Source organism: Rhabdonatronobacter sediminivivens (assembly GCF_013415485.1).
Classification (GTDB): domain Bacteria; phylum Pseudomonadota; class Alphaproteobacteria; order Rhodobacterales; family Rhodobacteraceae; genus Rhabdonatronobacter; species Rhabdonatronobacter sediminivivens.
Genome location: NZ_JACBXS010000010.1, coordinates 1 through 26994, shown reverse-complemented (window position 1 = coordinate 26994; position 26994 = coordinate 1). Strand labels below are relative to the sequence as shown.

The following is a 26994-nucleotide window of genomic DNA, read 5'->3' as shown; positions in this document are numbered from 1 at the left end:
GCCTAGTAATCGCGCTCGAAGAACACGCCGACACCGGTGCGCCCCCGTTCATCGACCCGTCCGCGCACTGTGACCGAAGGCGAGACATCCAGATTGACCGACACCTCGCTGCGGCCCTGGGGGTCCAGCACCACATCGGTATAGATGTTTTCGGTCAGGTAGCGGCCGGCCCGCAAGGCCGCGTTGCCGTCTTCATCGGTGGTGATATCAAGGTCATCCAGCCCCACGGAACTGCGCAGCCGCTCCATGAACCCGTTGCCTCCACGCCCGGTGAGCGTTGCCACCGCCGAGGCAAGCTGCGCCGCCTGAAACACCGACAGCGAGCTGAGGTCACGGTTGAAGATCAGGCGCGAGACGACCTCTTCCTCGGGGAGTTCGGGGACCGAGGCGAAAGTGATCTGCGGGGCCGCGGCCTCGCCCTCGACGATGATGCTGGTGGTGACGCCATCGCTTTGTGTGGTGGCCACCAGCCGCACGAAGGGCATGAATTCGCCCTGCATGCTGGCGAAACCCTCGGTCAGGGTGAAACGGTTGCCCAGCAGGTCCAGCCGCCCCCGGATCAGGCTGAACTGGCCAATGGGGATCACATCGCGCGTGGTCCCGGTCAGGCGCAGCCCGCCGCCCAGTTCGGCATCCAGCCCGCGGCCGCGGATGAACACCCGGTTGGGCGCATCCAGCGACAGGTCCAGCCGGATCGGACGTGGCGTGCGCCCGTGGGTCTCGCCGGTCATGATGCCCGCGCGCGCGCGGGTCTGGCGCGCGGCGGCAGAGTCGTTCACATGGCGCAAGTTGGGCGGCACATAGCCCGGCCCGCCCAGCCCGGTGCTGGGAATGCGGATTTCCGTGGGCCCCAGTTGCAGCGCCCCGGAGACCAGCCGGTCCCCGGTCAGCGCGCCGGTGAAGGCCGCGGTCCCTGAAACCGTGGTCTGGAACAGTTGCGGATCGGCCACGCCCAGTTCATTCAGCGCCAGCTGCATGTCCACCCGCCGGGCGCCGGTCAGCTCGGCAAAGCCTGTGACCGAAAAGCGCCCGCCCCGCGCACTGCCACCGCGCACATCCACATCGGCGCGCCCGCCGCGCAATTCGGCCCGCGCGGCGATATCGACCAGCCGCAGATGGGCTGCGGGCTGCACGAAGCTGGCCCCGGCCACCGTGGCTGTGCCGCTGACCGACTCCAGCGCCAGCGGACCGTTGATCCGCAGGTCGAACTGCACCGGACCCTGAATCGACCCCGGTTCGATCTGCGGGTTGATCACCGTCAGATCCCCCTGTCCCGAGGCTGACAGATTGGCCTGAAGATCGCGCCCGATATCGCCGCTGGCCTGAAGCGTGATCCCCGCCGGGCCCCCGGCGGTCAGGTTGAGGTTGAAGCCACTGTCGGTTTCGCGCACCGTCCCGCTGACCTGCAACGCCCCACCGATCCCCGGCACCACCTGGGCCAGATCATTCAGCCGCGCCTCGATCCGCATTTGCCGGGTGGCGCCAGACGCTTCGCCACTGACGCGGGCATTCAGCTGCGGATTGCGCAGGTCCGCGTCCTCGATGAAGATATCGCCCGAGCGTTCGGTGACCTGCGCGGTCAGCCGGGTGGTCCCCGCCAGCAGCCCATCGGCCTGAGCGATGCCCGCACGCAGGCCGGTGCCGGTGACATCAAGGCCCAGGCGCCGGGTTTCGCCGTCCTCGCGCAGGGTGGCGCTGCCCTGCAGGGCACCGCCCAGTTCCGGGCGCAGCGCGCCAAGGGACGGCAGGTCGAATTCAAGATCCAGGACCGAAGCGCCGCTGGCAATCCGCCCCTGCACCGCCGCAGAAAGGGCGGCGTTGGATACGGTTGCCTCATCCAGGGTGATGACCTCAGCGCGCCGCAGGGCGTTGACGCGCAGCGCGGTTTCGCCCCTCAGCGCGCGGTCGGCCTCGGGTTGGCCGATGCTCAGGTCGCGCCCGGTGGCGTCCAGCACCAGCCGCTCGGCGCCGTTTTCGCTGCGCAGGGCGACCGTGGCATCCAGCGCGCCGCCATATTGCGCGCCCAGCACCGACAGGTCCGAAAAATCCAGCGCGCCATCCAGCGCCAGATCGTTGCCCCGGATGGTGCCGGTGACCTCTGCCAGCAGGGTCTGCGCATTGGCGGTGAGGTTGTTGATCGTGATCACCTCGCCGCGCCGTTGGGCATCCAGGCGGATTTCGCTGCGCCCGGCCAGCAGCCGGTCTGCTTCATCAATGCCAAAGGCAAGATCCTGCCCGCTGGCCGTCATCATCAGCCGTTCGCTGCCGTTTTCGCTGCGCAGGTCAACCTGCGCATCCAGCGCGCCGCCGTATTGATCGCCCAGCACCGACAGATCCGCGAAATCCAGCCCGCCTTCAAGCGCAAGGCCATCGGTGCGGATGATCCCGGTCAGTTCGGCCATCAGCGTCTGGGCATTGGCTGACAGGTGGCGCAGGGTGATGCCGTCGGCCCCGCGCCGGGCCTCCACCCGGATTTCGCTGCGCCCTGACAGCAGGCGGTCCACCTCTTCGATGCCGATGGCCAGGTTCTGACCGATCACCGCAGTGTCCAGATCGAAGCCCCCGGTCAGCGGAGAGACCGTGCCGCGGACCTCGCCCGCCACCGCGCCGGACAAATCGCGCCCGGCCAGCATCGAAAACCGGTTCAGGCGGGACAGCTCGGCCTGCAGGTCAAGCTGCAGGAGACCGTCGTCGAATGTCGCCTCACCCTGGGCCCAGTAATCTTCGCCTTCGACCAGCAGGCCGGGAATGTAGAAGGGTTCGCCCACGCGCCAGATGATGCCGGTGCTGCCGGTGACCTGCGTGCCGATGGCCTGGGCCAGCGCAGGATCGGCGGGGGCGATGCCGTCGGCATTATAATCCACCACCGCATCCACCACCTGCAGCGCGCCATCGTCGCCCTGGCTGATCCGCCCGATGCCGCTGGTCTGCAACCGGTCGATGGTGATGTCCGGGCGCCGGAAGTCGCGGATGTCGAATTCCAGCTCCCAATCCTCGGACTCCTCGGCCAGAAAGCTGACCTGCAGGTCTGCGCGTTCAATGGTGGTGCGCGGCCCGCCGATGGGCAGCACCACCCGCTCTCCGTTTGCGCTGGCAATCTGCCCGCGCAGGTCGATCATTTCCGGAATGCCCCCGGCGGCCAGCTCGGCGCTGCCCTGCAGGTCCAGCAATTCGGTTTGCACCAGCAGCTCTTCCAGATGCATCCGCCCGTCCGGGTCACGCCGGGCCTGGGTGCGCAGGCGGCTTTCGCTGCCAAAGAAGGGCTGGAAATCGGCCTCCAGGAACGGTTGCAGATCGCCCGCGATGTCGATCCCCAGAACCTGCGGGGTTTCGGTGCCATCGCCGCTGAGGGACACCGACCCCTCGATCCGTTCCTCTCCATCGGTTCCCACGGCGATTTCGGCCGCGAAATCATCCAGTGGGCCGGTGCCCGCGATGGTCAGACTGGTCGCGGGGCGGTCAGGAATGCCCAGCAGGTTGGCGGCAATGCCATCGGGTCCTTCGCTCAGCGTCAGGTCCAGCGACAGCTCCCGCGTCAGGTTGGAGAAAGCGGCATCAAGGTCGAATTCCCCTTCGGCCCCGTCGATCCGTTCGATCCGCAACGCGGCCTGTCCGGCGCCATCGGCCAGCGAGGCACTGCCTGCGGCGGAAAGCGCAACCTCGCGGCCCAGAAAGGGGGCGCCGAGTTCGATGCGGTCCACCTGCAACTGGCCCAACTGCACCGAAACCGGCAATTCCGGCAGCGCAAACGGCGTGGCCGGTTCGTCGCGCGCTTCGGGGGCGGGGAGGGTGTCATCATCGGTGACGGGCGGGCGGAGGATGATCAGTTCCCGGGCCGTGATCTCCCGTATTTCGATCCGGCGGGCCAGAAGGGCGCTGCGATTCCATTGCATGGTTGCATCGCGCAGGATCAACCATTCGCCGTCATCATCCAGGATGGTCATTTCGTCGATCGTGGCGCGCGATGACAGTGCCCCGCGAAAGCCGCGGATGCGCACTTCGCGCCCGGCTTCGGACAGCAGCTCCTGCAATTGCCGGGTGATGAAGCCCACGTCATCTTCACCCGATTGCGCGTGCGCGGCGGGTGTCAGGGTCAGGCCAAGGACCAGAGCGGCAAGAAGGACAAGAAACCTGCGCATCAGAACGCCTGCCCGATGCCGATGTAGATTTGCAGCCCGCGCCCGGTATCGCCGCGCACCGGCATGCCCAGATCCACGCGAAGCGGGCCGACAGCGGTGTCATAGCGCACCCCCAGCCCCGCCCCCGCATGCCAGTCCGAGGCGCCGCTGAACGCCCCTTCGGACACGAAACCCGCGTCGGCAAAGGCGACCACGCCGATGGTGTCGGTGACGCCCACGCGCACTTCGGTGGCAAAGGCGGCAAACCCCTGACCGCCGGAATCCACCCCGCCGGGCGACACGCCCAGCGATTCGAAGGGCTGGCCCCGAACCGTGCCACCGCCGCCCGAATAGAACAGATACCGCCGCGGTGTGGCCGAGATATCCGCGCCCAGCACCGCGCCCAGCTGCGCGCGGGCGGCAAAGACAATGCGGTCCTCCCCGCCAAAGGGGTAGAAGCCGCGTGCATCCAGCGTGGTCTGCGCGCCGGTATCGGCATCGCGCAAGCCCAGGAAGGGCGTGGCGGTTCCGGCCAGATAGAAACCGCGCGTGGGGTCCAGCGTGTCATTGCGCCGGTCCCAGGTCAGCCCCAGCGGCAGCGCCACGGTGCTGAAGTTGCGCCGCACGCTGCGGTCGGCGCCAAAGCGGGCGCGTTCGAACTGGTATTCGATGGCCGCATCCCCGGTCAGCGTATCCGAAAACAGATGGGTTACCCCGGCGCTGATCCGCGCGCGGCGGGCGGTGTAATCGCGCTGGTCCTCGCTTTCCAGCATGGCGCCCAGGGTCAGGGCGGTATCTGGCGTAAAGGTCGCCGGGCGGGTGAATTCGGTGCCCAGCCGGAAATCAACCCCGCCCGAGCGCGCGCCGATCCCGGCGACCTCACCCTCCACCCGGAAGCGTTCGGCCCCACCCAGCAGGTTGCGATGCATCCAGAAGGCCGTCAGCCGCACGCCGTCCTCGGTGTCATACTCGGCCCCGGCGCCGATCCGCCGCCGGGGCGCTTCCACCACCGAGACGTCAAAATCCAGCGTGCTGTCGGGGTTGGGGTCCTCGGCCTCGCGCAGGGCGACCGAGGCAAAGGCTCCGGTGCGGCGCAGCCGGGTGGCCGCGCGGGTGGCCGCTTCGGGGGAGAAGCGTTCGCCGGTGGGCAGGCCGGCAATGGCAACGATCCGTTCCGGGCGCACATGGCGCTGCCCGGTGGGGCGCAATTCGCCAAAGCGCAGGCGTGGGCCGGGATCGATGGTCACATCGGCATCCAGCTGCCGGGTGTCATGATCGGCAATCACGTCCTGGTCGGCGGGTTCCGCCTTGGCGTGACCACGGTCACGCCAGTCGTCAACGGCACCGCGGGCGGCATCGCGTATGACGGTGCTGCGCGCGGGAGCCCCCGGTGCGAAGTCATCGCGCGCGGTGGTGTTCGGGGCCAGCGGACCAATCCGGGCCCGGCCAAAGACGAATTTCGGGCCGGGATTGACCCGCACCTCGATCGTGCCGATCTGTGCGGGCGGATCCAGGGGCGATATGTCGGCGGCTTCCCGCCCATCGATCAGCACGTTGATAACGCCGGAATAATGCCCGGCCTCATACAAGGTGCCGATCAGCCGCCCGTATTCCACCCGCGCGATGGAGAAGACCTCCAGGGGGTCGGTGATCCCGTCAGCCTCAGCCCGGGTCAGAAGCGAGGACCGCTCCAACGCCGTGCGCAACGTGTCGGATGCGCCCGGCGTGCTGAACACCAGCTGGTCAAGAGCCTGCCCGGGCGTTGCCAGAACCAGGCAGCTTGCAAGCGCAGCGCCCAGTGTCGCCGTCTTTTTCGGGGTCGTTTTTCGCACGTTCATGCCCGGAACTTATCGCATCTTGTCATCAAGTCGAACCTTTGCAGATTGCACCCCCTGCTACAATGGCATTCCCGCAACATCATTCTGGCAGTCCCGTGTAAAGGCGGGGTTACGCTGATGGCCATCTGCGGGTGCAGCCTGTCAGGGGTTGAAGCGGGCGCAAAAACCCCCATCCTCTGGCTTCGAACAGGAGAGCGGCGCCCATGACCACCACCACGCAGACCACCATCAGGCCAACCACGGAGCGCAGCAAGCTGGAGGGCGGCAAACGCTTTCGCATGGCGGCCCCGTTCGAGCCTGCGGGCGACCAGCCGAAGGCCATTGTCGAACTGGTGCAGGGCCTGCAGGAGGGCGATCAAAGCCAGGTGCTGCTGGGCGCCACCGGCACCGGCAAGACCTACACCATGGCCAAGGTGATCGAGGAAACCCAGCGCCCGGCCATCATCCTGGCCCCCAACAAGACCTTGGCCGCGCAGCTATACGGCGAATTCAAGGGGTTCTTTCCTGACAACGCGGTGGAATACTTCGTCAGCTATTATGACTATTACCAGCCCGAGGCCTATGTCCCGCGCAGCGACACCTACATAGAAAAGGAATCCCAGATCAACGAGCAGATCGACCGGATGCGCCATTCGGCCACCCGGGCGCTGCTGGAGCGCGATGACGTGATCATCGTCGCCTCGGTCTCGTGCATCTACGGTATCGGCTCGGTCGAGACCTATTCCGCCATGACCCAGGATCTGGTCGTGGGCGAAAGCTACGACCCGCGCCAGATCATGGCCGAACTGGTGGCCCAGCAATATCGCCGCAATGACGCCGCCTTTCAGCGCGGCAGCTTCCGGGTGCGCGGCGATGTGATCGAACTGTGGCCCGCGCACCTGGATGACCGCGCCTGGCGGCTGTCCTTTTTCGGCGAGGAGCTGGAAGAGATCACCGAATTCGACCCGCTGACCGGCGCCAGAACCGACCGGTTCGAGAAGATCCGCGTCTATGCCAACAGCCACTATGTCACCCCGCGCCCGACGATGCAGCAGGCGGTCAAGGGCATCAAGGTCGAGCTTCGCCAGCGCCTGGACCAGTTGATCGCCGAAGGCAAGCTGCTGGAGGCGCAGCGGTTGGAGCAGCGCACCCAGTTCGATCTGGAGATGCTGGAGGCCACCGGCGTGTGCAACGGGATCGAGAATTACTCGCGCTACCTCACGGGGCGCGCGCCGGGCGAACCCCCGCCGACCCTGTTCGAATTCATCCCCGACAACGCCATCGTCTTCGCCGATGAATCCCATGTGTCGGTGCCCCAGATCGGCGGCATGTATCGCGGCGACTACCGGCGCAAGTTCACCCTGGCCGAACACGGCTTCCGCCTGCCGTCCTGCACCGACAACCGCCCCCTGAAGTTCGAGGAATGGGACGCCATGCGCCCGCAATCGATCTTTGTCTCGGCCACCCCCGCGGCGTGGGAGCTGGAGCAGGCGGGCGGCGTCTTTACCGAACAGGTCATCCGCCCCACCGGGCTGATCGACCCGCCGGTGGAAATCCGCCCCGTGGAGATGCAGGTGGATGATCTGCTGGATGAAATCCGGCAGGTGGCGGCGCGTGACCTGCGCGTCCTGGTCACCGTGCTGACCAAGCGCATGGCCGAGGATCTGACCGAATACCTGCACGAACAGGGCATCCGCGTGCGCTACATGCACTCGGACATCGACACCATCGAACGGATCGAGATCCTGCGCGACCTGCGCCTTGGCGCCTTTGACGTGCTGGTGGGCATCAACCTGCTGCGCGAGGGGCTGGACATCCCCGAATGCGGGCTGGTGGCGATCCTGGATGCGGACAAGGAGGGGTTCCTGCGCTCGGAAACCTCACTTGTGCAGACCATCGGGCGGGCGGCGCGCAATGCCGACGGGCGGGTGATCATGTATGCCGACCGGATCACCGGCTCCATGGAACGCGCCATGGCCGAAACCAACCGCCGCCGCGAAAAGCAGGTCGCCTATAACGAAGCCCACGGCATCACGCCCCAGACCGTGCGCAAGAATGTCGAGGACGTGCTGGCCGGACTGTGGCAGGGCGATACCGACATGTCCCGGGTCACGGCGGTGGTGGAGAAGGTCAAGCCCGGCGCCAACCTGCAGGCGCATCTGGAAGGGCTGCGCACCGACATGCGCAAGGCCGCCGAGAACCTGGAATTCGAGGAAGCCGCGCGGTTGCGCGATGAGATCAAGCGGCTGGAAGCCGTGGAACTGGCCGTGGCCGACGACCCGCTGGCGCGGCAATCGGCGGTGGAAGGCGCGGTCGAGGAGGCGGTCAAGACCAAGGGCCGCTCCACCGCCGGAAAGCCGGGCCAGCGCGGCGGGGTAAAGCGGCGAGGGAAGCGGTGAAGCGGGATACGGACCAGATCCGCAGGACGTTGATCGGAACCGAGGCTTCGCCCCCAAGGCGCCTCACGGCATCAATATCTCCTGGCGTGCGAAATGCGCGCTCTCGGTCACGCCGTCCTCATAGGTGATTTCCACCGTCACCGATTCGATGCTGCCCAATCCATAACCCACAAAGGGAAGCTCGCGGATGGCGTTGGGTTGGGCGGTGTCGGTATAGCAGGGCTCCATGGGAAAGGCGGTTTCAGGGGTGGCGCCGTTGATGCCGTACCGGATGCTCTCCAGCCCGCAGCGCCAGGCCAGAAGCTGGGTGAAATAGAGCAGGTCCTGCCCCGTCTGCGTGCCGATCGCCAGCCAGCTGGCGCGGGTCAGCTCCAGGATGGGGCGCAGCTCGGGGCCGGTGGAGAAGCTCTGCGCCGGGAGCGCCCCAGGCCAGAATGCCAGACAAAGCGAAAGCAGCAGGCGGCGCATGGGGGCCCTCCGGGTGACATGCCTCAGGATAGGCGCAACCCCGGGCGCGCCGCAATCCCTCTGGTGGGCCCGAATGCCCGCCGCCCCCGGTTACCTGCGTCCGCAGGCGCGCAACTGCAGGTCGTAATTTTCGGCCCGGGTCTGGACGCGCTGGGCGACCCCCAGCAGCCAGGGCTTGGCATTATAGCTCTGACGGCGGAAGCCCGCGTGACCTTCGTGATAGGCCAGATAAAGGTTGCGCGCATCGGTCAGGGCGATGCCGTTGCGTTCGCGCGATTTCTGCGAATACCAACCGATGAAATCCGTGGCATCGTTGATATTCTCGCGCCGGGCGCGTCGGTTGCCGGTTTCCTGCTGGTATTCCTCCCAGGTGCGGTCCAGCGCCTGGCTGTAGCCATACGCCGAAGACTGCCGCCCCATGGGGATCACCCCCAGCGTGTAGCGCACCGGGGTCCGGGCATCGCCGATGAAGCGGCTTTCGGCATGGATGATGGCCATCTGAACGGGCACCGGCACGCCCCATCGCCGTTCGGCATTGCGCATGGCGCGCAGGTACTGCGGCCGTTCGTCAACGATGGCACAGGCGTTCTCAAGGTTGCGCGGCGCACTGAATTCCTGCCGCCCTCCGCAGGCGGCAACCAGCAATGCCACGACGGCGAAGCGGAAAAACATGCTCTTCAAGGGACTGCCTCATGGTTTTGTTTTGGCGAAAGCATAGCGCAAAACCGCTCTGCGCGAAACGCGATATCCCGCCGCCCAGCGCCGAAAGCCGCCTGATACCGGATTCGTGAAGCCCGGCAGGGCTCTGCCAGGCTGTCTGATCGCGGCTTAACCGAAGATTCATATCCGACGCGCAGGATGGTGGCGGGTGAACAAATGGGTGTGGGCATGTCGGAGCGTAACAACTCCCGGCCGATCGTGGTCAAACGAAAGAAGGTTGTCGCCGGTGGTGGCCATCACGGAGGCGCCTGGAAGGTTGCCTATGCGGATTTCGTCACCGCGATGATGGCTTTCTTCCTGATGCTGTGGTTGCTGGGGGCAACGACCGAAGACCAGCGCCGGGGGCTGGCGGATTACTTCAGCCCCAGTCTTCCGGTCTATCAGTCCTCGGCCGGGGGGGATGGCGCGTTCGGCGGGGACTCCGCGCAGTCGGATGATACCTTGTCCGGTGGCGCGCGCGGCGCAGGCGGTGAGAGCGGCAGCGAAGATGGCATGATGGAATTCAAGCTGGCGGGCGAGCCCTCGCTGCCTGACATCGAGGCCATGCTGCTGGAGGCGCTGGGCGATGACCCGGCAGCGACGGAGCTGCTGCATCATCTGATGATCCGCATGACCGATGACGGCCTGTTGATCGAGCTCTTCGACCGTGATGAGGCGCCGCTCTTTGCGCCTGATACCGCCGATCCCGGCCCGGTCCTGCAGATGCTGGCGGAGTTGCTGGGCGAGGTCATGGCCATGGTGTCGAACCCCGTGCTGCTGGACGGTCATGTGCGCGCCCGGGCCGTGGTGGAGCGTACGCAGCAGGTTTGGGAACTGTCGGTGGAGCGCCCGCAGCAATTCCGCCGCCTGCTGGAAGGGGCGGGGGTCGATCCCGCCCGCGTCCGGCGCCTGACCGGCCATGGCGACCGCTTGCCCGCCACCAGCAACAGTGTCGCCCCGCGCAACAACCGGATCGAAATGCTGCTGGCCCGCCATGATGCCGCGCCTCAGGGGCGTTAGGGAGAAATTAAACCACGCGGCCCATTCTGTTCCGGAGAATCAGTGTGCAGCAAAGGGATGCGCCCCATGACCATGAACATGTCCATGTCCGCCACCATGAATGCCGGGATCGCAGGCCTGGCTGCCAACGCGACGCGGCTGGCGACGATTTCCGACAATATCGCCAATTCGGGCACCAATGGATACCGCAGGGTGCAGACCAGCTTCCATTCGATGGTGCTGGGCGAGGCCGCGGGCAGCCGGGGCACCTATACCGCCGGTGGTGTGCGCACCACAACGATGCGTGTGATCGATCAGGGTGGCCAGATCGCATCAACCAGCAACAGCACCGACCTGGCCATCAACGGGCGCGGCTTCCTGCCGGTCACCAGCTTGCAGGGCGCGCGCCAGGCGCAGGGTGACATGCCCTTCATGCTGGCAACCACCGGGTCTTTCCGCTTTGATGCAGATGGCTATCTGCGTGACACGGCGGACATGGTGCTTCTGGGCGTGCCCGCGAATGCCGATGGCAGCATTCCGCCTTTTTCCCCCAACAGCATCGACGGGCTGCAGCCCGTGCGCATGACCGAAACCCAGCATGCGCCACTGGCGACATCGCAGATCAACCTGCAGCTCAACCTTCCGGCCTCGGCCACGCTGCCGGATGCCGACCCGGTGAACAATGACCTTTCGGTGGAATATGTGGACAACACCGGGCTGCGCCGCAACCTGGATGTGACCTTTGCGCCCAACATCACCCCGCCAGAGCACAGCAACAGCTGGACCCTGGAGATTCGCGCCCCTGGCGATGATGTGCCCATTGCCGAGTATGAACTGACCTTTGGCAATGGCAGCGATGATGGCGGTCTTCTGGTTTCGGTGGTCGAGGCCGGAGGCAGCCCCGCCTATGACCCTGCCACCGGCGCCGTGCTGCTGGATCTGGACGGGCAGGAGATCGCATTCGGCCTGGGCCAATTGCTGGACCCTGCGGGCATGACGCAGCATTCCACCGCTTTCAATCCCTACCAGATCGAACACAACGGTTTTGCCAAAAGCGATCTGCTGGGCGTCAAGGTGACCGAGGACGGGCTTGTTCAGGCCATCTATGACCAGGGGCAGGTGCGCACGCTGTACCGTGTGCCGCTGGTGGATGTTCCCAACCCCAACGGGCTGCAATCGCTCAATGATCAGGTCTATCGCATCACCACGGAAAGCGGCAACTTTCTGATGTGGACCCCGGGAGAGGGGCCGACGGGCACTATCCTGGGCAATGCGCTGGAACAGTCGGCCACCGATATCGCCGAAGAACTGACCGGACTGATCCAGACCCAGCGGGCCTATTCGTCGAATGCCAAGGTCATCCAGACCGTGGATGAGATGCTGCAGGAAACCACCAACCTGAAGCGCTGATACGCGCACCCGCGGTTGTTGCGCGGGGCGCGCCCGGCGCGCCCCGTGTCCATGATCAGCCTGAAAGGAAGCTGCCATGTCCCTGAATTCCGCCCTTCTGGCCGCGTCATCGGGTCTGGCCGCGGTGTCGCGCCAGGCCATGGTGGTGGCCGACAATGTGGCCAACAGCGGCACCGACGGGTTCGCGCCCCGGGCGGTTGGCCTGTCTTCGGTGGTTGCCGGGGGGCAGGGAACCGGGGTGCGGGTCACCGGAATAGACCGCCAGGCCGATCCGCTGCTAAGTGCGGCCCTGCGGATGGCCAGCGCGTCCGAGGCCGCATCCGAAGCGACCACCACCCTCTGGCGCGAACTGGAAACCGTGATCGGCACCGGCGATGCACCCGGTGCGTTGGGGGAGCGGATCTCGGCGCTGGAAGCCGCGCTGGTACAGGCGCGCACCGCACCGGAAAGTGAGCCGCGCCTGGCACGCATCGTGGATGAGGCCAGCGCGCTGGTTCAGAAATTCGCCGCGATCGACCGCACCCTGACCGAGGCACGGGCGCGCACCGACAGCGATATCGCAAGCGATATAGACCGCCTGAACACCGGCCTTAAACAGGTTGAGGCGCTGAACGGGCAGATCACCCGTGAGCTGATTTCGGGCGGGTTTCCCAACGGGTTGATCGATGAACGCGCCCGCATCGTCGATTCGCTGTCGCAGATTGTTCCGCTGCGGGAATTGCCCCAGGGCAATGGCTCCATCAGCCTGATGACCGATGGCGGCGCTCTGGTTCTCAACCGCACCGCTGCACAGTTCGACGTGTCAGGCCTTCCGGGTGGCGCGGCAGTGGAGGTCACCTTGAACGGACGCCCGGTCGCACTCAGCGCCAACGGCCCCCTGGCCGGAGGTCGGCTGGACGCAACCCTGCAGATCCGCGACCAGATGATCCCCCAGGCGCGGACGCAGGTCGATGCCCTGGCCGCGGATCTTGCAGCCCGCTTTTCAGGCCCCGAGGCTGATCCCACCCTGGCGGCAGGCGTCGGTGGCTTGATCATGGCGGCAGGCCCGGATCCGGACGCTCCCGGTGTGGCCGGGCGGCTGCGGGTGAACCCGCTGGCAGACCCGGCGCAGGGCGGTGACCTGTGGCGCCTGCGCAGTGGTCTTGGCGCGGCCGCCCCCGGCCCGGTGGGAGAAACCGTGGTGCTGGACCGCATGTTGCAGGCCATGGATATGGGAACACAGCTTGGCGCAGGTGAAACCGCGCGGGACTTCGGCGGCCACGCCGCGCGGCTACTCTCCGATGTGGGAATCGCACGCAATACCGCCGAAGGAACCCTGGCCTTTGCCTCGGCCAATGCCACGCAGCTGCATGAACGCCAGGCCGCCGATGGGGTTGATACAGACGCTGAATTGCAACGCCTGCTGCAGGTTGAACAGGCCTATGCCGCGAATGCGCGGGTCATGCGCGCCGTCGATGACATGCTGCGCCAGTTGATGGAGATCTGAGGACATGATCGGAACGGGATTTGGCGATCAGGCATCAAGCCTCATGCTGGCAAGGCTTGGTTCCTCCATGCGCAAGGATATCGCCGCACGCTCGCAAGAGGTTTCGACCGGGGTGGTCAGCGACCGCAACGCGGCTTTCGGTGGCGATCACGCGCGGCTTGCCACGTTGGAGAGCGCGCACGCGCGGACGCAAGCCCATCTGCAGGCCGCGCGCGAAAGCGCCACGCGGCTGGAGGTGACCCAACTGGCGCTGAGCGAGATGGGTGAAGGGCTCTCGGATCTGCGCAACGGGTTGTTCCTGGCGCTGCAATCGGGCACCAGCAACAACCTGGATCAGGCCTCGGATGCAGCGCGCGCGCAGTTTTCCCAAGTGGTGGGCATGTTGAACACCCAGATCGCCGGGCGCAGCCTGTTTGCCGGAACGCGCACGGATGGCCCCGCCCTTGTGGATGCTGATACCATGCTGGAACAGCTGCGCGATGCCATTTCCGGGACCGCCGACAGCCAGGACGCCGCCACGGCCATCGCAGACTGGTTCGCGCCAGGCGGCGGGTTCGATGCCGAAAGCTATCTGGGCGATAACCCGCCCGGCGCGGCGCTGACCCTGGGGGCAGGGTACAGTATTGCCCAGGACACCACCGCGCGTGACCCCGCTTTTCGGCAGACACTGGCCGGCCTGGCCATGGCCGCACTGGCCAGCGAGCTACCGGCCAGCAACAGCCGCGAGGGGCGCGCCCACATGGTCGGCGCTGCTGCCGGGACACTCAGCACCGCCATTGAGTCACTGACCGGTGCCGCCGAAGCCCTGGGGCGCGACGAAGCCCGCGTTGCCGTCGCAGAAAGCGCCGCGCAGGCAGAGCTGGCCACCCTGGACCGCGCCCGCGTTGCCTTGCTTGAAGCGGATCCCTATGAAGCTGCCGCCCGGCTTGAGGAAACCATGAGCCGGCTGGAGGCGCTGCTGGTGATCACCGCGCGCAGCTCACGCCTGTCTCTGACCGGATATCTGCGATGAGATGGCCTGTTGCCCTGTTCCTTGCGCTGGTGCTGGTCGCGCAAACTGCGGCGGCTTCGGTGCGGTTGAAGGATCTCGTCGAATTCGACGGGGTGCGCGGAAATGACCTGCTGGGGTATGGGCTGGTTGTCGGGCTGGATGGAACCGGCGATGGCATCCGTAACGCGCCGTTCACCGAAGATATCATGGCCAATATCCTCGAACGTCTGGGGGTGAATGTTACCGGAGAGCAGTTTCGCCCCCGCAATGTCGCAGCGGTGGTTGTCACGGCGACCTTGCCGCCCTTTGCCCGCGCGGGCGGGCGGATAGATGTCACTGTCTCGGCCATCGGAGACGCCTCCAGCCTGCTGGGGGGAACGCTGGTAATGACCCCGCTCAACGGGGCCGACGGGCAGATCTATGCCGTGGCGCAGGGGGCTGTCCTTGCCGGGGGGGTGGCGGCCGAAGGAGCGGCGGCCCGCGTTGTCCAGGGCGTGCCGACCTCTGGCAGCATTCCCCTCGGCGGCAGGGTCGAACGTGAGGTAGAATTCGAACTGGCCAGCCTCAGCCGGGTGCGCCTGGCGCTGCGCAACCCGGATTTCACCACCGCCGCCCGGATCGAGGAGGTCGTCAACCGCCATTACGGCCGTCCGATCGCCCGCATGCTGGACTCCGGGACCGTTGCCCTGGACATGGCTGCCACCCGCGCCGCATCCCCAGCCCATGCGCTGAGCCAGATCGAAAACCTGACCGTCAGCCCACAGACACGGGCGCGGGTGGTGATCGATCAACGCTCGGGCACCATTGTCATGGGGGAAGATGTGCGCATCAGCCGGGTCGCCGTGGCGCAGGGCGGGTTGACCCTGCGTGTGACCGAAGAGCCGATGGTGGTGCAGCCCAACCCCTTCGCCGACGGTCAGACTGTTGTTGTCCCCCGCACCGATGTCGAGATCGAGGATCAACCCGCCGTGGGCATGGCCGAACTGGCAGCAAGCACATCGCTTACGGATATCGTTGCCGGGCTCAACGCGCTGGGTGTCGCCCCGCGTGAGATGATCGATATCCTCAACAGTATCAACGCGGCCGGCGCGCTTCATGCGGAGCTTATTGTTCGCTGACGGTTCTGTCCCGTGCGACCATTCACTGTCTGGTTCCGAATTCTTCTGGCGGCGGTATTCGAGGATCCTGAGAACCTGCTTTGGTGCTGCATGATCCGGCTTGAGCGGCCTGAGTGTGCGTGGCGTGATGTATTGGCCGGATACTGTATCGGTGTGGGCGACTATTCAGCGCCCGGCTGCGAAGCATGGGGGATGAGGCAGGCCTTGCGCGTCAGTGGCCGTACCCGAGGCTGAACCGCCGCCGTGTCCCTCCTTGGCCGGCGTTGCGTCTGAAGCCGAATTCGGCCGGCGTGGACGTCTTGCGTCAGAGGGCTGCAGCAGAATGCCAGTTGCTGGCTTTGCGATCCCGGTGCCCTGCGATATCTTCCGGGCATGAAAGCCCCTTTTGCCCTTCTTCTGGTGTCCTTCGCGCTCTTGCTTGCCGGTCTTGCTGTGCCGGGTTTTTCTGATCTGTTGCTGATTGGCGGGCCGATGGTGCTGGCCAGCTTGTATTTGCTGGCAAGATCATGGCGCAGGGAGCCTCGGCGCGGCGAACATGTGGTGATCGATGGGTCGAATGTGCTCCATTGGCAGGATGGCACGCCCGGGATCGCGCCCCTGCAAGAGGTCATCCGGCAGCTGGAATTGCGGGGCCTGATTCCGGGCGTGGTTTTCGATGCCAATGCCGGGTATCTGCTTTCGGGCCGGTATCAGCATGATCACGCGCTGGGAAAGCAGCTTGGGCTGCCGCCGGATCGCATTCTGATGGCCGACAAGGGTGTCCCCGCCGATCCGCTGATCCTGCAGGCGGCGCGTGACATGAAGGCGCGTGTGGTGACGAATGACCGGTTCCGCGACTGGGCCGATGAATTCCCCGAAGTCCGGGTGCCCGGATTTCTGATCAGTGGCGGGTATCGCCGGGGTGAGCTCTGGCTGGACCTGGAGGCGGAGCCGCAGCCTGTGATGCCCCGCGCCGAGACGGAGGCGCCGCGCTGAGGCAACACCGGCCCTTGGGCAATGGCCGCCCTGCCGGACCGAGCGGGGACTGTCGCGTGCGGCCGGCATCAATCGCCAGAAGACGCCGCTTTGCAGGGATCGGCACAGCCCCCGTTCCTGTCCGGCGCGCAGGGCGTCACCCCTGTTCGGGCACCAGAATTTCGCGCTTGCCCACATGGTTGGCCGGTGTCACCAGCCCTTCATCCTCCATCTGTTCAACCAGGCGCGCGGCCTTGTTGTAGCCGATCCCCAGCTTGCGCTGGATGTAGCTGGTCGAACATTTGCGGTCCTTGATGACCACCTGCACGGCCTGATCGTAAAGCGCATCCTCGCCATCCGTGTTCCCGCCCAGACCCAGAACGGCGTCGATATCGGCCTCTTTCTCGCTGTCGGGGCCTTCGACCACGCCGCCGACGTAATCGGGCGGGCCAAAGCTTTTCAGGTGGTTGACGATCTCCTCGACCTCCTCGTCGCTGACAAAGGGGCCATGAACGCGGGTGATGCGCGAGCCGCCCGCCATGTAGAGCATGTCGCCCATGCCCAGAAGCTGCTCGGCCCCCTGTTCACCCAGGATCGTGCGGCTGTCGATCTTCGAGGTCACCTGAAAGCTGATCCGCGTGGGGAAGTTCGCCTTGATCGTGCCGGTGATGACATCAACGCTGGGGCGCTGCGTGGCCATGATCAGGTGGATGCCTGAAGCGCGCGCCATCTGCGCCAGCCGCTGGATGCAGGCCTCGATCTCCTTGCCCGCGACCATCATCAGGTCGGCCATCTCATCGACGATGACAACGATATAGGGCAGGGCTTCGGGGGCGAATTCCTCGGATTCGAAGACCGGATCGCCGGTTTCATCGTCAAACCCGGTCTGGACGGTGCGCTTGAACATCTCGCCGCGGTCCAGCGCCTCGCGCACGCGGCCGTTGTAGCCTTCGATATTGCGCACGCCCATCTTGGACATCTTGCGGTAGCGGTCCTCCATCTCGGCCACCACCCATTTCAGGGCGACCACCGCCTTCTTCGGGTCCGTTACCACCGGCGAGAGCAGATGCGGGATGCCGTCATAGACGCTGAGTTCCAGCATCTTGGGGTCGATCATGATCAGGCGGCATTCATCCGGCGTCAGCTTGTAGAGCAGCGACAGGATCATGGTGTTGATCGCCACCGACTTGCCCGAACCCGTGGTCCCCGCGATCAGCAGATGCGGCATCTTGGCCAGGTTCGCCACCACGGCGCCGCCGCCGATATCCTTGCCCAGGGCCAGCGGCAGGCGCATCTGGCTGTCGCCGAAATCGCGCGCGGCCAGGATCTCGCGCAGGACCACCTTTTCCCGGTGCGCATTGGGCAGTTCGATCCCGATGACCGACCGCCCCGGCACGGTGGAGACCCGCGCCGACAGTGCCGACATCGACCGCGCGATGTCATCGGCCAGGCCGATCACGCGGCTGGCCTTCAACCCCGGGGCGGGTTCCAGTTCATACATGGTGACCACCGGGCCGGGGCGGACGCTGACGATCTCGCCGCGGATGCCGTAGTCATCCAGCACGTTCTCCAGCATCCGGGCGTTCTCTTCCAGCGCGTCATCGCTGAGCGAATAGCGCTGGATCTCATCCGGGTTGGTCAGCAGCGACAGCGGCGGAAGCTCGTATTCGGGGGCCTCGGGGTCGAAGGCGAGGGCGGGCTGGGCTTCGGCCACCGCGCGGCTGGAGGGTGCGATGGGCTTGCGCCCGCCACTGGGCAGCACCCGGCGCTGAAAGACCTGGCCGGGGCGTGTGGGCGTGGTGGGGGCTTCAGGGTCGAACAGGGGTTCGGCCACCAGCGGCGTGGCGGTGTCGGTGCCGTCGGCCTCAACGTGGTGGGTGTCCGGGATCGCCGGGGTGGGCTGCGGCGCCGGTTGAGGGGGTGCGGATTGGCCAAAGGGCAACAGTGCATCCAGCCAGCTGCCGACCGAGATGGTGGTCGGGCTGACGGCTGCGGTCAGGGGTTCGGGGGTGGGCGCGGGCGTCTGCGACACGGGCGCTGGTTGTTGCGGGGGCGCGGGCGGCTGAGGGGCCGCCGGTGTGGTGGTCGGCATCGCGCGCGGCATCGGTTGCGGGTTCTGCTGTGTTGCGGGCTGCTGCTGCCAGGGGCTGCGTGCGGATTGCGCCGGGGCAGGTGTCGCGCGCAGCGCTGGTTCGGCGCGGGGGCGGGCGACAAGGGGTTCGCGCCGACTGGCCTGCAACGCCTGTGCCTGGCGCGAGCGCGCCTTGATCGCATCGGCGATACGCGCGCGGATGCGGTCATCCTCGGGCGCCTGGGCCGCCAAGGCGCCGGGGGAGGGGGGCTGCTCCACCAACTCGTGGGCGGGGGCCTCTTCGGCGGGGCGCTGGCTGAGGCGTTTGAGCCGTGACAGAATGCCCGGCGCGGTGTCTTCGGTCGCGGTGGGGCCAGGGCCGGTGGCCGGGATCGGCGATGGCGCTTCGACATGCGGTTTCGCGCGGTGATCCGTGGCGCCGGGCTGCATCCGGGCGGGTTGTGCCGTTGCGTAGGGCGCTGACCAGCCGTCGGCTTCATGGTCGTCGTCGAACAGCGGGTCCTCGGCCTGGGGCAGCGGCGCAGGTTCCGGGGCACGGCGCACACGCGATGCGCTGTGGCCGGGGTCTTCATGCGCCGGAGCGTGCCGGGGTTCGGCACGCAACACAGGTTCGACGCTGCGCTGCGCTGCGGCGGTCAGAACGGGTTCGCGCGGCAGCTGGGGGTGCCAGCGGGGATCATGGTCATGATAGGGCGCGTCGGCAGGGTCGTGGTCGCCATCATCCTGTGCATAGGCCAAAGGCGCGCGCCGGGGGGCGCTCATGCGTGCACGCAGCTCGCTGGCGCCGGACATGACCCGCCCCGCCATCCCCTGTGCGGCGGCCGCGCCCAGTTTCGCCCCGCCACGGGTGCCGCCGCGCAGGACGGTGCGCAGGGCGCTGTAGCTCAGGACCAGACCCAGCAGCAGGAAGCGCAGAAAGGCGCGCGCCTCAGGCCGCACGACGCCCAGCACGTAGCCCCAGGCCAGCAGCAGCGCCAGCCCCAGAGCAACCGTCAGCAAGTTGACGGCCGCGCCCGGTGCCATGGGCAGCGCCGTGACCAGCGCGCCCAGAACCGTGTCACCAAAGACGCCGCCCATGCCGAATACATGTTCCCACCCCGCGCCGGGGACCAGGGTGGCCGCCCAGACGGAGCTCAGCGCCACCGCAATGGGCACATAGATGGCGCGGGCCAGGAAGCGATCCTCGCCCCGGTGCAGCATGAAGCGCAGGCCCCAGCCCACACATCCCAGCACCAGCCCCCAGGCGCCCATGCCCGCGATGATCATCAGCGGCGATGCCAGCGTCGCCCCGAAACGGCCCAGCGCATTGTTCACCGGCGCGTCGGTGACTGCCATCCAGCCCGGATCATCGGGCGAATAGCTGCCCAGGATCATGGCCAGCGCAACCCCTGCCACCACCAGCGCGATGCCCAGCATCTCCAACCCGCGCTGGCGCAAAAGGTCCTGCGCGTTGCGGTCCAGAAGCGGTTCACGGTGCCGGGCGTTCCAGGATGCCATTTCAACCCCTCTTCACGAATAAAGACATGCGCGCAGCCGGGTCAGGCCATCGCGGAATTCATCGGCGCCTGCCACCATGGCCACGCGGATATGACCCGCGCCCGGGTTGCCGGTGGCGGTGTCGCGGCTGAGATAGGCGCCGGGCAGCACCCGCACCCCCGTCTCGCGCCAGAGCTTGAGCGCCGCCGCTTCGCCATCGGCAACGGGCAGCCACAGGAAGAACCCCGCGGGCGGCCCCATATAGCCCGGCACGCCCGCAAGCACCTGATCGGCAATGCGGTATTTCTGCTGATAGAGCGCGCGGTTCTCGGTCACATGGGGTTCATCGGCCCAGACGGCGGCGGCGACGGCCTGCAGCGGTTCGGGCAGCGGCGCGCCGGCATAGTTGCGCAACTGGCGGATGCGGCGGATGCTCTCCGGCCCGCCGGCAATGAAGCCTGATCGCAGCCCCGGCAGGTTCGAGCGTTTGGAGAGTGAATGCACCACCAGCACGCGTTCCGGGTCGGTGCCGGTTTCGGCGGCAGCCTCCAGCAGGCCGGGCGGCGGGGTGTCGCGCCAGATCTCGGAATAGCATTCATCGGCGATGATGCGGAAATCATGCTTTTCCGCCAACGCCAGAAGGGCGGACCAATAGGCGCGCGAGGCCACGGCCCCCTGCGGATTGGCGGGCGAGCAGACATAGGCCAGCGCCACCCGGTCCAGCAGTGCCGGGTCCAGGGCGGTGTAATCGGGCAGGTTGCCGGTGGCCTCGGTCGCGGGGATGAACTGCGGCTCGGCCCCGGTGGCCAGGGCGGCGACGGCATAGACCTGGTAGAAGGGGTTGGGGGTCAGCACCACGGGCTGCGCGCCACGCTTTTCCTCGGGGCAGAGGGCGAGGGCAAGGTTGAACAGCCCTTCACGCGTGCCGTTGAGCGCCATCAGCCGCTCCGGCCCCAGAGAGACGCCATAGCGGCGCTGCACCCAGGCGGCGATCGCCTCCAGCAGCGGGGGGGTGCCTTCGTTCACCGGGTATTTCGCAAAGCCCTGCAGGTTGTCCTGCAGAACCGCGCCCAGAAAGGGCGGCATCGGGTGGCGCGGCTCGCCGATGGACATATGCACCACATTGCCGCCGGGCGCGTGGCCGTCCAGCAACGCGCGCAGACGCGGAAATGCGTATTCTGGCAGGTTCGAAAACCGCTGCGGATAGATCATGGCTGCCTCTTGTCCGGGGTCTGTGTCGCCCCGTTTTGCCGATACAGTAACCTGCCCGGCGGCCCGGGTCCAGAAAAACGCTTATGCCGTGGGGCCTTGGGGTGCAGAACTGTGACAGTTGCCCCGGATGATGTGGTGATGCCCTGGGGCACCACCATCTGTAGCGGATTTGCCACCGGCGGCGGGCGCTCAGGGCAGCGCCAGATCGGCCCAGACCAGACGGTGGCGGGTGGGCGGATCCTCGGGCGGGCCAAGAAGGGCGTGCAGGGGGTCATCGGTGGCGGGCCAGAAGACGCCCGCATCCACCACCCGCAGATCGGCCGAGGGCAGGACATAATCAACACGCAGGTTGCCCGGCCCGATCTCGCGCGTCCAGTGGGTGGTGTCCAGCGCCGGGTCGCCCAGATGCCCGTGGCTGGCGGGGTGCGAGGCGGCCTCGACCGCGCCGGGGCTGCGGGGGTGCGGGTCCTGCAGGGCGGGGTGGTCCAGCAGGGCGCGCATGGCCTGGTGCAGGCCGTCGCCGTCCTGCGGGTCCAGGTTGGAATCGCCCATCAGCACGAAGGGCGATTGCGGCGGCGCGAAGGGCAGCGCGCCGTCCAGCAGATGCACCCAGAACATCGTTTCATCATGGTTGCGCAGCAGGTTCCGGTCCCTGGCGCCGCCAAACACCGGGGGCGAGGCGTAATAGGCCAGCACCTCCAGCCGGCCGCCATCCGGCAGGATCAGGGGCACCGACCAATGGCCGGTGGTGGACAGGCGCTGGATCTCGAACACCTCGGCCGAGGGGAAGAGCCGGCCGTTGGCGCGGGGCAGCCGCGCGCCGGGCAGATCCCGCCACAGAAAGGCCGAGAAATCGCGCACGGCGCCCCGGTCCACCGGCAGGCGCGACAGCAGCGCCATCCCCCCCGCCCCGGCAAAACTGCCATAGCCCTGCGCGTCATCCGGGGTGTTGAGGCGGCGATCGCCGACCATGTCCAGCCCGGTCTGCATCCCGCTATTGGGGCGCAGGGCAAAACCATGGGGCAGGTCCAGCCCGTGTCGGCGCAGCAGATCGGCGAAGCTGTCCAGCGCAACCAACCCGTGATCATAGTCGAACTTGGTCAGCAGCAGCACATCAGGGGCCACATGGGCGATGACCTGCGCGATGGACTGTGCGGCCGGGTCGCCATTGCGCAGGTCGCGCAGCAACAGCCCGGGGCCCCGGCGCGAGAGGTTCACATTATAGGTTGCAACCCGCAGCGTTGCCGCATCGCGCGTCTCGGCGGCGGCGCCTTGTGGCAGCAGCCACAGGGCCAGGGCCAGCGTCAGGAATAGGCCGAACGCGCCGGACGGGGGATACTGCCTTCGTCCTCGGCCAGTTGGCGGCGCTTTTCGCGGATCAGGCGCGCCACCTGCTGCATGGCGATGCCGCGCAGCACCAGACTGGCCGGAATGAAGGCCCAAAGCGTAATTCCCCACACATAGGCCAGCGGTGTTTCCAGGGTCACCGGCTGGATCAGAAGCTCGGACAGGCGCAACAGCACCGGCAACAGGAATGGCAGCAAAATCCCTAATGCCATGTTAACAAGCCCGTCACGTTCCAGCCGCTGCACCACATCCTGCCCGGCGGTGGGGTCGAACGTGGGCAGGTTGATCCAGACGTTGAAGGAGGCCGTGCGCCGGGGCCAGTAGCCCACCGCAATGGACAGCAGGAAACCCAGAATCCCAAGCACCGCAATGGTATAGGCCAGTGACGCGCCTGCCTGGACCGAGGCCAGATGCGCCTCGGGCAGTCCCGAGGGCAGGGCCAGCACCAGAAGCCGCACAGGGCTGTAGGCAAAGTCAAACCCATGGCCCAGCCACTGTGACAAAGCGTCCAGCAGCAGGCTGAAGCGTGTGGGCATCACATCGGTGCGCGCCAGGATCGACAGGAACAGGATGAGGAAGAACAGCAGGATGAACCGCATCCGGTTATAGGGCGGCGCATCGCGGAATTCTATCAGCCCGGGGTAGGCGGCGGAGTATTCGGCCAGAATTGCAGCCCCGGCAACCAGTGCCAGCAATGTGACGATCTGTGCGGTATCGCCCGAGACATTGGGCAGCATCAGCGCGGGCATCGCCACAAGGACGGCCACGGCGCATGCCCGAATCATCGCCCCGGTAAGTTGCGACATGTAACTGCTGCCACCTTTGCCCCGACCGGCGGTCCGCGCAACAAGCCCGGCCCCGGTTCTGTTTTGCACCCGCGTCCGCAGGTGCCGCATTGTTGCCACAATTCTGCCCACTTTCAGACACCCTTTCAACCCTGTCCAAAGGATGCCGAGCGCCGACGGCGTTTTCGAGGTCGAACTGTCGCAGATTTGCATCAAAACCATGGAAAAAAGATGGCGCCCCGGTTGGGGCGCCAGGAATAACGCGAGTGTTTTCAGGTCTCAGACCCAGGGTCGGCTTTGCTGCGCCTGTTGTTCGAAAGCATCAATTGCAGAGACTTTCTCAAGCGTCAGGCCGATGTCATCAAGCCCGTTGAGCAGGCAGTGCTTCTTGAACGGGTCCAGTTCGAAGGAGAACACCTGCCCGTCGGCGCTGGTGACGGTCTGATTCTCGAGGTCCACGCTGATCCGCGCGTTCTCGCCCTTGCGCGCGTCTTCCATCAGAACATCCACCTGCTCCTGCGGCAGCGCTACCGGCAGGATGCCGTTCTTGAAGCAGTTGTTGTAGAAGATATCGGCGAAGCTGGTGGAGATCACGCAGCGGATGCCGAAGTCCAGCAGCGCCCAGGGCGCGTGTTCGCGCGAGGAGCCGCAGCCGAAGTTGTCACCGGTCACGAGGATCTGCGCGTTGCGATAGGCGGGCTGGTTGAGAACGAAATCGGGGATTTCGCGGCCCTGGTCGTCATAGCGCATTTCGTCGAACAGGTTCACCCCCAGCCCGGACCGCTTGATGGTCTTCAGGAACTGCTTGGGGATGATCATGTCGGTGTCGATATTGACCAGCGGCATGGGGGCGGCAACGCCGGTGAGGGTGGTGAATTTTTCCATCGGTCTCTCCTGTCCGGAGCGCCGGGGCGTTGCCCCGGACCCCAGGATATTTGTGCAAGGATGAAATCAGGCGGGCTCGCGCATCATTTCGCGCACATCCGTGAGCCGCCCGGTGATGGCGGCGGCGGCGGCCATGGCAGGGGACATCAGATGCGTGCGCCCGCCGCGGCCCTGGCGCCCTTCGAAATTGCGGTTCGAGGTGGCGGCGCAACGCTCACCCGGGGCCAGCTGATCGGGGTTCATGGCCAGGCACATGGAGCAGCCCGCAAGGCGCCATTCGAAGCCCGCGTCGATGAACACCTGCGCCAGCCCCTCTTCCTCGGCCTGGGCGCGCACCAGGCCCGAGCCGGGAACCACCATGGCGCGCTTCACCTTGATCTTCTGGCCGCGCAGGATTTCGGCGGCGGCGCGCAGGTCTTCGATCCGGCCATTGGTGCAGGAACCGATGAAGACGGTGTCGATTTCGATCTCGGACAGTTTCTGGCCGGGTTTCAGGCCCATGTAGTCCAGAGCGCGGCGGGCGGCCTCGACCTTGCCACCCGAGAAGCTTTCCGGGTCCGGAACATCGCCGGTGATGGGCAGCACGTCCTCGGGCGAGGTGCCCCAGGTGACCACGGGGGCAATCTCCTCGGCGGCGATGGTGATGACCTTGTCCCAATGCGCGCCTTCGTCGGAGCTGAGGGTCTTCCACCAGGCCAGCGCGGCCTCCCACTGTGCGCCCTTGGGGGCGTGGGGGCGGCCCTGGATATAGGCGAAGGTCTTTTCATCCGGGGCGATGAGCCCGGCGCGGGCGCCGCCTTCGATCGCCATGTTGCATACGGTCATGCGCCCTTCCATGCTGAGCGCGCGGATCGCCTCGCCGCAGTATTCGATCACATGGCCGGTGCCGCCGGCGGTGCCGGTGCGCCCGATCACCGTGAGCGTGATGTCCTTGGCGGTCACGCCCGGGGGCAGCTGGCCCGTGATCTCGACCTTCATGTTCTTGCCCTTGCGCTGGATCAGCGTCTGGGTGGCCAGAACATGTTCGACCTCGGAGGTGCCGATCCCGTGGGCCAGCGCGCCGAAGGCGCCGTGGGTCGCCGTGTGGCTGTCGCCGCAGACAACGGTCATGCCCGGCAGGGTCCAGCCCTGTTCGGGGCCGACGATATGGACGATCCCCTGGCGGATATCGTTGACGGGGTAGTAGTGTACGCCGAATTCCCGGGCATTGGTGTCAAGCGCCGCCACCTGGATGCGGCTGTCTTCGGGCATCTGGTCGGGGTTGTCGCGCCCTTCGGTGGTGGGCACGTTGTGATCGGGCACGGCGATGGTCTTTTGTGGGGCGCGGACCTTGCGGCCGGTCATGCGCAGCCCTTCGAAGGCCTGGGGGCTGGTGACTTCATGCACCAGATGGCGGTCGATATAGAGCAGGCAGGTGCCGTCGGTGTCTTCGTGGACGACATGGGCGTCCCAGATCTTGTCATAGAGGGTTTTCGGAGCGGTCATGACGCGGTCTCTCTGGATCATTGGCGTGTGGCATGCGCGCGCGTGGCGCGGCGGCTGGGCAGGCCCGATGGCGGCCTGCAGCGCGTTCAGCGTAGTCGCGCCAGAACCGAACGGTTCTCGCGGCAGAAGCGCTGCGGCAGGCGTGCATGATCAGTCATGTCGAAGTAGCGAAACATTGCCGGGTCATACGCCTGAATCGCTCCTATGACAACAGGAATGACCAGTGGTACTGACAGGCGTGATGCGGCGCGGGGGGGTGCGATCATGCGGTCTGGTCTGTCATCCTTCGGGTCCGGTTTTCTGGCACGCCACCCGGTGGCGGGGTTTCTGGCGTTCTCGCATGGATGGACCTGGGGGTTCTGGGCGGTGGCGGCGCTGCTGGCATCTGGCGGCGGGTCGGTCTGGAGCGGGGCGGCGCTGGGCGCCTTTCTGGTTGGTGGTGCGGGGGTCGTGCTTGGCGCGGTGGTCATGGCCGGGGCCACGCAAGGGCGCGCCGGGCTGGTTCGGCTGGGGCGAAGCACCATTGATCCGCGCCCCCTTGGCCTTTGGCATTGGGCGGTGGCGCTGGGGCTTTACCCGGGGCTGACCTTGCTGGCGGGCGCCATTCTTCTGGCAACCGGTCAGGGCAGCGGGCTGGCGGGCGGGATTGGCGCACCGGGCTGGGGGGCACTGCTGGTCACGGCGCTGTTTCTGCTGCTCATCGGCCCCTTGCCAGAGGAGATCGGCTGGCGCGGTTATCTGCTGGACCAGCTGTTGCCGCGCCTGGGGGTGGTGGTTGCGAGCCTGACGCTGGCGCTGATCTGGTGGAGCTGGCACATCCCGTTGCACCTGCTTCCGGGCTATTTCGATGCGTTCGAGGGCGGTGGCCCGCATCTGCTGTATCAGTTGGCGGGGCTCATCCCGGCGACGATCCTGCTGGGCTGGATCTATTTTTCGGCCGGGCGGAGCATCTTCGCTGCCATAGTGCTGCATTGGTCGGGGAACATGACGGGCCAGTTGCTGCAGCCGGACGACAGCCTGCGTCTGATCCGACTGGGGCTGGAACTTGCCGCGGCGGGGGCTGTCCTGCTGCTCTGGTGGCGGTCCCCGCCGGGCGCGGGGAGTGTCTGAAACTCTGTGTATCTGATCGGGCCCATGCGGTTTTCAGATACGTTCATGCGTCGAAGCGCCCGGCGAACATTATGGCCAGCTGATTGCGGGCCGCAACCCATTCTCGGACCGCGCGGCCGCCCTTTTCGAAGTTGCGGATGGCC

The 26994-nt window shown here is 66.6% G+C and carries 19 protein-coding genes; 8 read left to right on the top strand and 11 right to left on the bottom strand.

Annotated features, from left to right (window positions below; all coding sequences use genetic code 11):
* Positions 1-2 precede the first annotated feature (2 nt).
* Both HUK65_RS06585 and HUK65_RS06580 read right to left on the bottom strand, forming a co-directional pair.
* Positions 3-4139, bottom strand: a complete 4137-nt coding sequence (locus tag HUK65_RS06585) for a translocation/assembly module TamB domain-containing protein (protein WP_179905357.1) — start codon at positions 4137-4139, stop codon at positions 3-5.
* The gene (locus HUK65_RS06580; RefSeq protein ID WP_327787040.1) at positions 4139-5950 is read right to left on the bottom strand and encodes an autotransporter assembly complex protein TamA; all 1812 of its coding nucleotides are present in this window, start codon (positions 5948-5950) and stop codon (positions 4139-4141) included. The genes HUK65_RS06585 and HUK65_RS06580 overlap by 1 nt, the downstream gene beginning before the upstream one ends.
* 209 nt (positions 5951-6159) lie before the next feature.
* On the opposite strand from HUK65_RS06580, the gene uvrB reads away from it, so the two are divergent.
* The gene (gene uvrB, locus HUK65_RS06575; RefSeq protein ID WP_179905355.1) at positions 6160-8334 is read left to right on the top strand and encodes an excinuclease ABC subunit UvrB; all 2175 of its coding nucleotides are present in this window, start codon (positions 6160-6162) and stop codon (positions 8332-8334) included.
* A gap of 63 nt (positions 8335-8397) precedes the next feature.
* Here the strand turns inward: uvrB and HUK65_RS06570 are convergent, their stop codons facing one another.
* Positions 8398-8802, bottom strand: coding sequence for a hypothetical protein (locus tag HUK65_RS06570; RefSeq protein ID WP_179905354.1), 405 nt, complete (start codon positions 8800-8802; stop codon positions 8398-8400).
* A 90-nt stretch (positions 8803-8892) separates the two neighbouring features.
* Positions 8893-9474: a transglycosylase SLT domain-containing protein gene (locus HUK65_RS06565; RefSeq protein WP_179905434.1), complete on the bottom strand. Its 582-nt coding sequence runs from the start codon at positions 9472-9474 to the stop codon at positions 8893-8895.
* Positions 9475-9690: 216 nt separating this feature from the next.
* Here HUK65_RS06565 and HUK65_RS06560 point away from each other — a divergent pair, with 216 nt between their 5' ends.
* From HUK65_RS06560 to HUK65_RS06535, 6 genes are all read left to right on the top strand, one after another.
* Positions 9691-10521 carry a flagellar motor protein MotB gene (locus tag HUK65_RS06560; protein WP_179905353.1) on the top strand — a complete coding sequence of 277 codons (831 nt, stop codon included), beginning with the start codon at positions 9691-9693 and terminating at the stop codon, positions 10519-10521.
* A gap of 66 nt (positions 10522-10587) precedes the next feature.
* Positions 10588-11910 (top strand): flagellar hook protein FlgE, encoded by a 1323-nt coding sequence (locus HUK65_RS06555; RefSeq protein WP_235441806.1) that lies wholly within the window; start codon positions 10588-10590, stop codon positions 11908-11910.
* Between the two features lie 76 nt (positions 11911-11986).
* Positions 11987-13396 (top strand): flagellar hook-associated protein FlgK, encoded by a 1410-nt coding sequence (gene flgK / locus HUK65_RS06550; protein WP_179905352.1) that lies wholly within the window; start codon positions 11987-11989, stop codon positions 13394-13396.
* Between the two features lie 4 nt (positions 13397-13400).
* Positions 13401-14408: a hypothetical protein gene (locus tag HUK65_RS06545; protein WP_179905351.1), complete on the top strand. Its 1008-nt coding sequence runs from the start codon at positions 13401-13403 to the stop codon at positions 14406-14408.
* On the top strand, positions 14405-15505 hold the full coding sequence (locus HUK65_RS06540) for a flagellar basal body P-ring protein FlgI (RefSeq protein WP_179905350.1): 1101 nt from the start codon (positions 14405-14407) through the stop codon (positions 15503-15505). Before HUK65_RS06545 ends, HUK65_RS06540 begins: the two co-directional genes overlap by 4 nt.
* Positions 15506-15877: 372 nt before the next feature.
* Complete coding sequence (locus HUK65_RS06535; protein WP_179905349.1) at positions 15878-16480, top strand: NYN domain-containing protein; 603 nt, start codon at positions 15878-15880, stop codon at positions 16478-16480.
* Between the two features lie 136 nt (positions 16481-16616).
* On the opposite strand, the gene HUK65_RS06530 is transcribed toward HUK65_RS06535, so the two are convergent.
* From HUK65_RS06530 to HUK65_RS06500, 7 genes are all read right to left on the bottom strand, one after another.
* A complete protein-coding gene (locus HUK65_RS06530; RefSeq protein ID WP_179905348.1) occupies positions 16617-20048 on the bottom strand; it encodes a DNA translocase FtsK in 3432 nt (1143 codons plus the stop codon).
* A gap of 12 nt (positions 20049-20060) precedes the next feature.
* Positions 20061-21239, bottom strand: a complete 1179-nt coding sequence (locus HUK65_RS06525) for an aminotransferase class I/II-fold pyridoxal phosphate-dependent enzyme (RefSeq protein ID WP_179905347.1) — start codon at positions 21237-21239, stop codon at positions 20061-20063.
* A 189-nt stretch (positions 21240-21428) separates the two neighbouring features.
* A complete protein-coding gene (locus tag HUK65_RS06520) occupies positions 21429-22457 on the bottom strand; it encodes an endonuclease/exonuclease/phosphatase family protein (protein WP_327787039.1) in 1029 nt (342 codons plus the stop codon).
* An 86-nt stretch (positions 22458-22543) separates the two neighbouring features.
* Complete coding sequence (locus HUK65_RS06515; RefSeq protein WP_179905346.1) at positions 22544-23392, bottom strand: hypothetical protein; 849 nt, start codon at positions 23390-23392, stop codon at positions 22544-22546.
* Between the two features lie 258 nt (positions 23393-23650).
* Complete coding sequence (gene leuD, locus HUK65_RS06510) at positions 23651-24256, bottom strand: 3-isopropylmalate dehydratase small subunit (RefSeq protein ID WP_179905345.1); 606 nt, start codon at positions 24254-24256, stop codon at positions 23651-23653.
* 66 nt (positions 24257-24322) lie between these two features.
* On the bottom strand, positions 24323-25741 hold the full coding sequence (leuC, locus tag HUK65_RS06505; protein WP_179905344.1) for a 3-isopropylmalate dehydratase large subunit: 1419 nt from the start codon (positions 25739-25741) through the stop codon (positions 24323-24325).
* A gap of 86 nt (positions 25742-25827) precedes the next feature.
* A complete protein-coding gene (locus HUK65_RS06500; protein ID WP_179905342.1) occupies positions 25828-26007 on the bottom strand; it encodes a hypothetical protein in 180 nt (59 codons plus the stop codon).
* On the opposite strand from HUK65_RS06500, the gene HUK65_RS06495 reads away from it, so the two are divergent.
* Entirely contained in the window at positions 26006-26851 is an 846-nt protein-coding gene (locus HUK65_RS06495; protein WP_179905343.1) for a CPBP family intramembrane glutamic endopeptidase, read from the top strand. The genes HUK65_RS06500 and HUK65_RS06495 overlap by 2 nt on opposite strands.
* Positions 26852-26994: the final 143 nt, after the last annotated feature.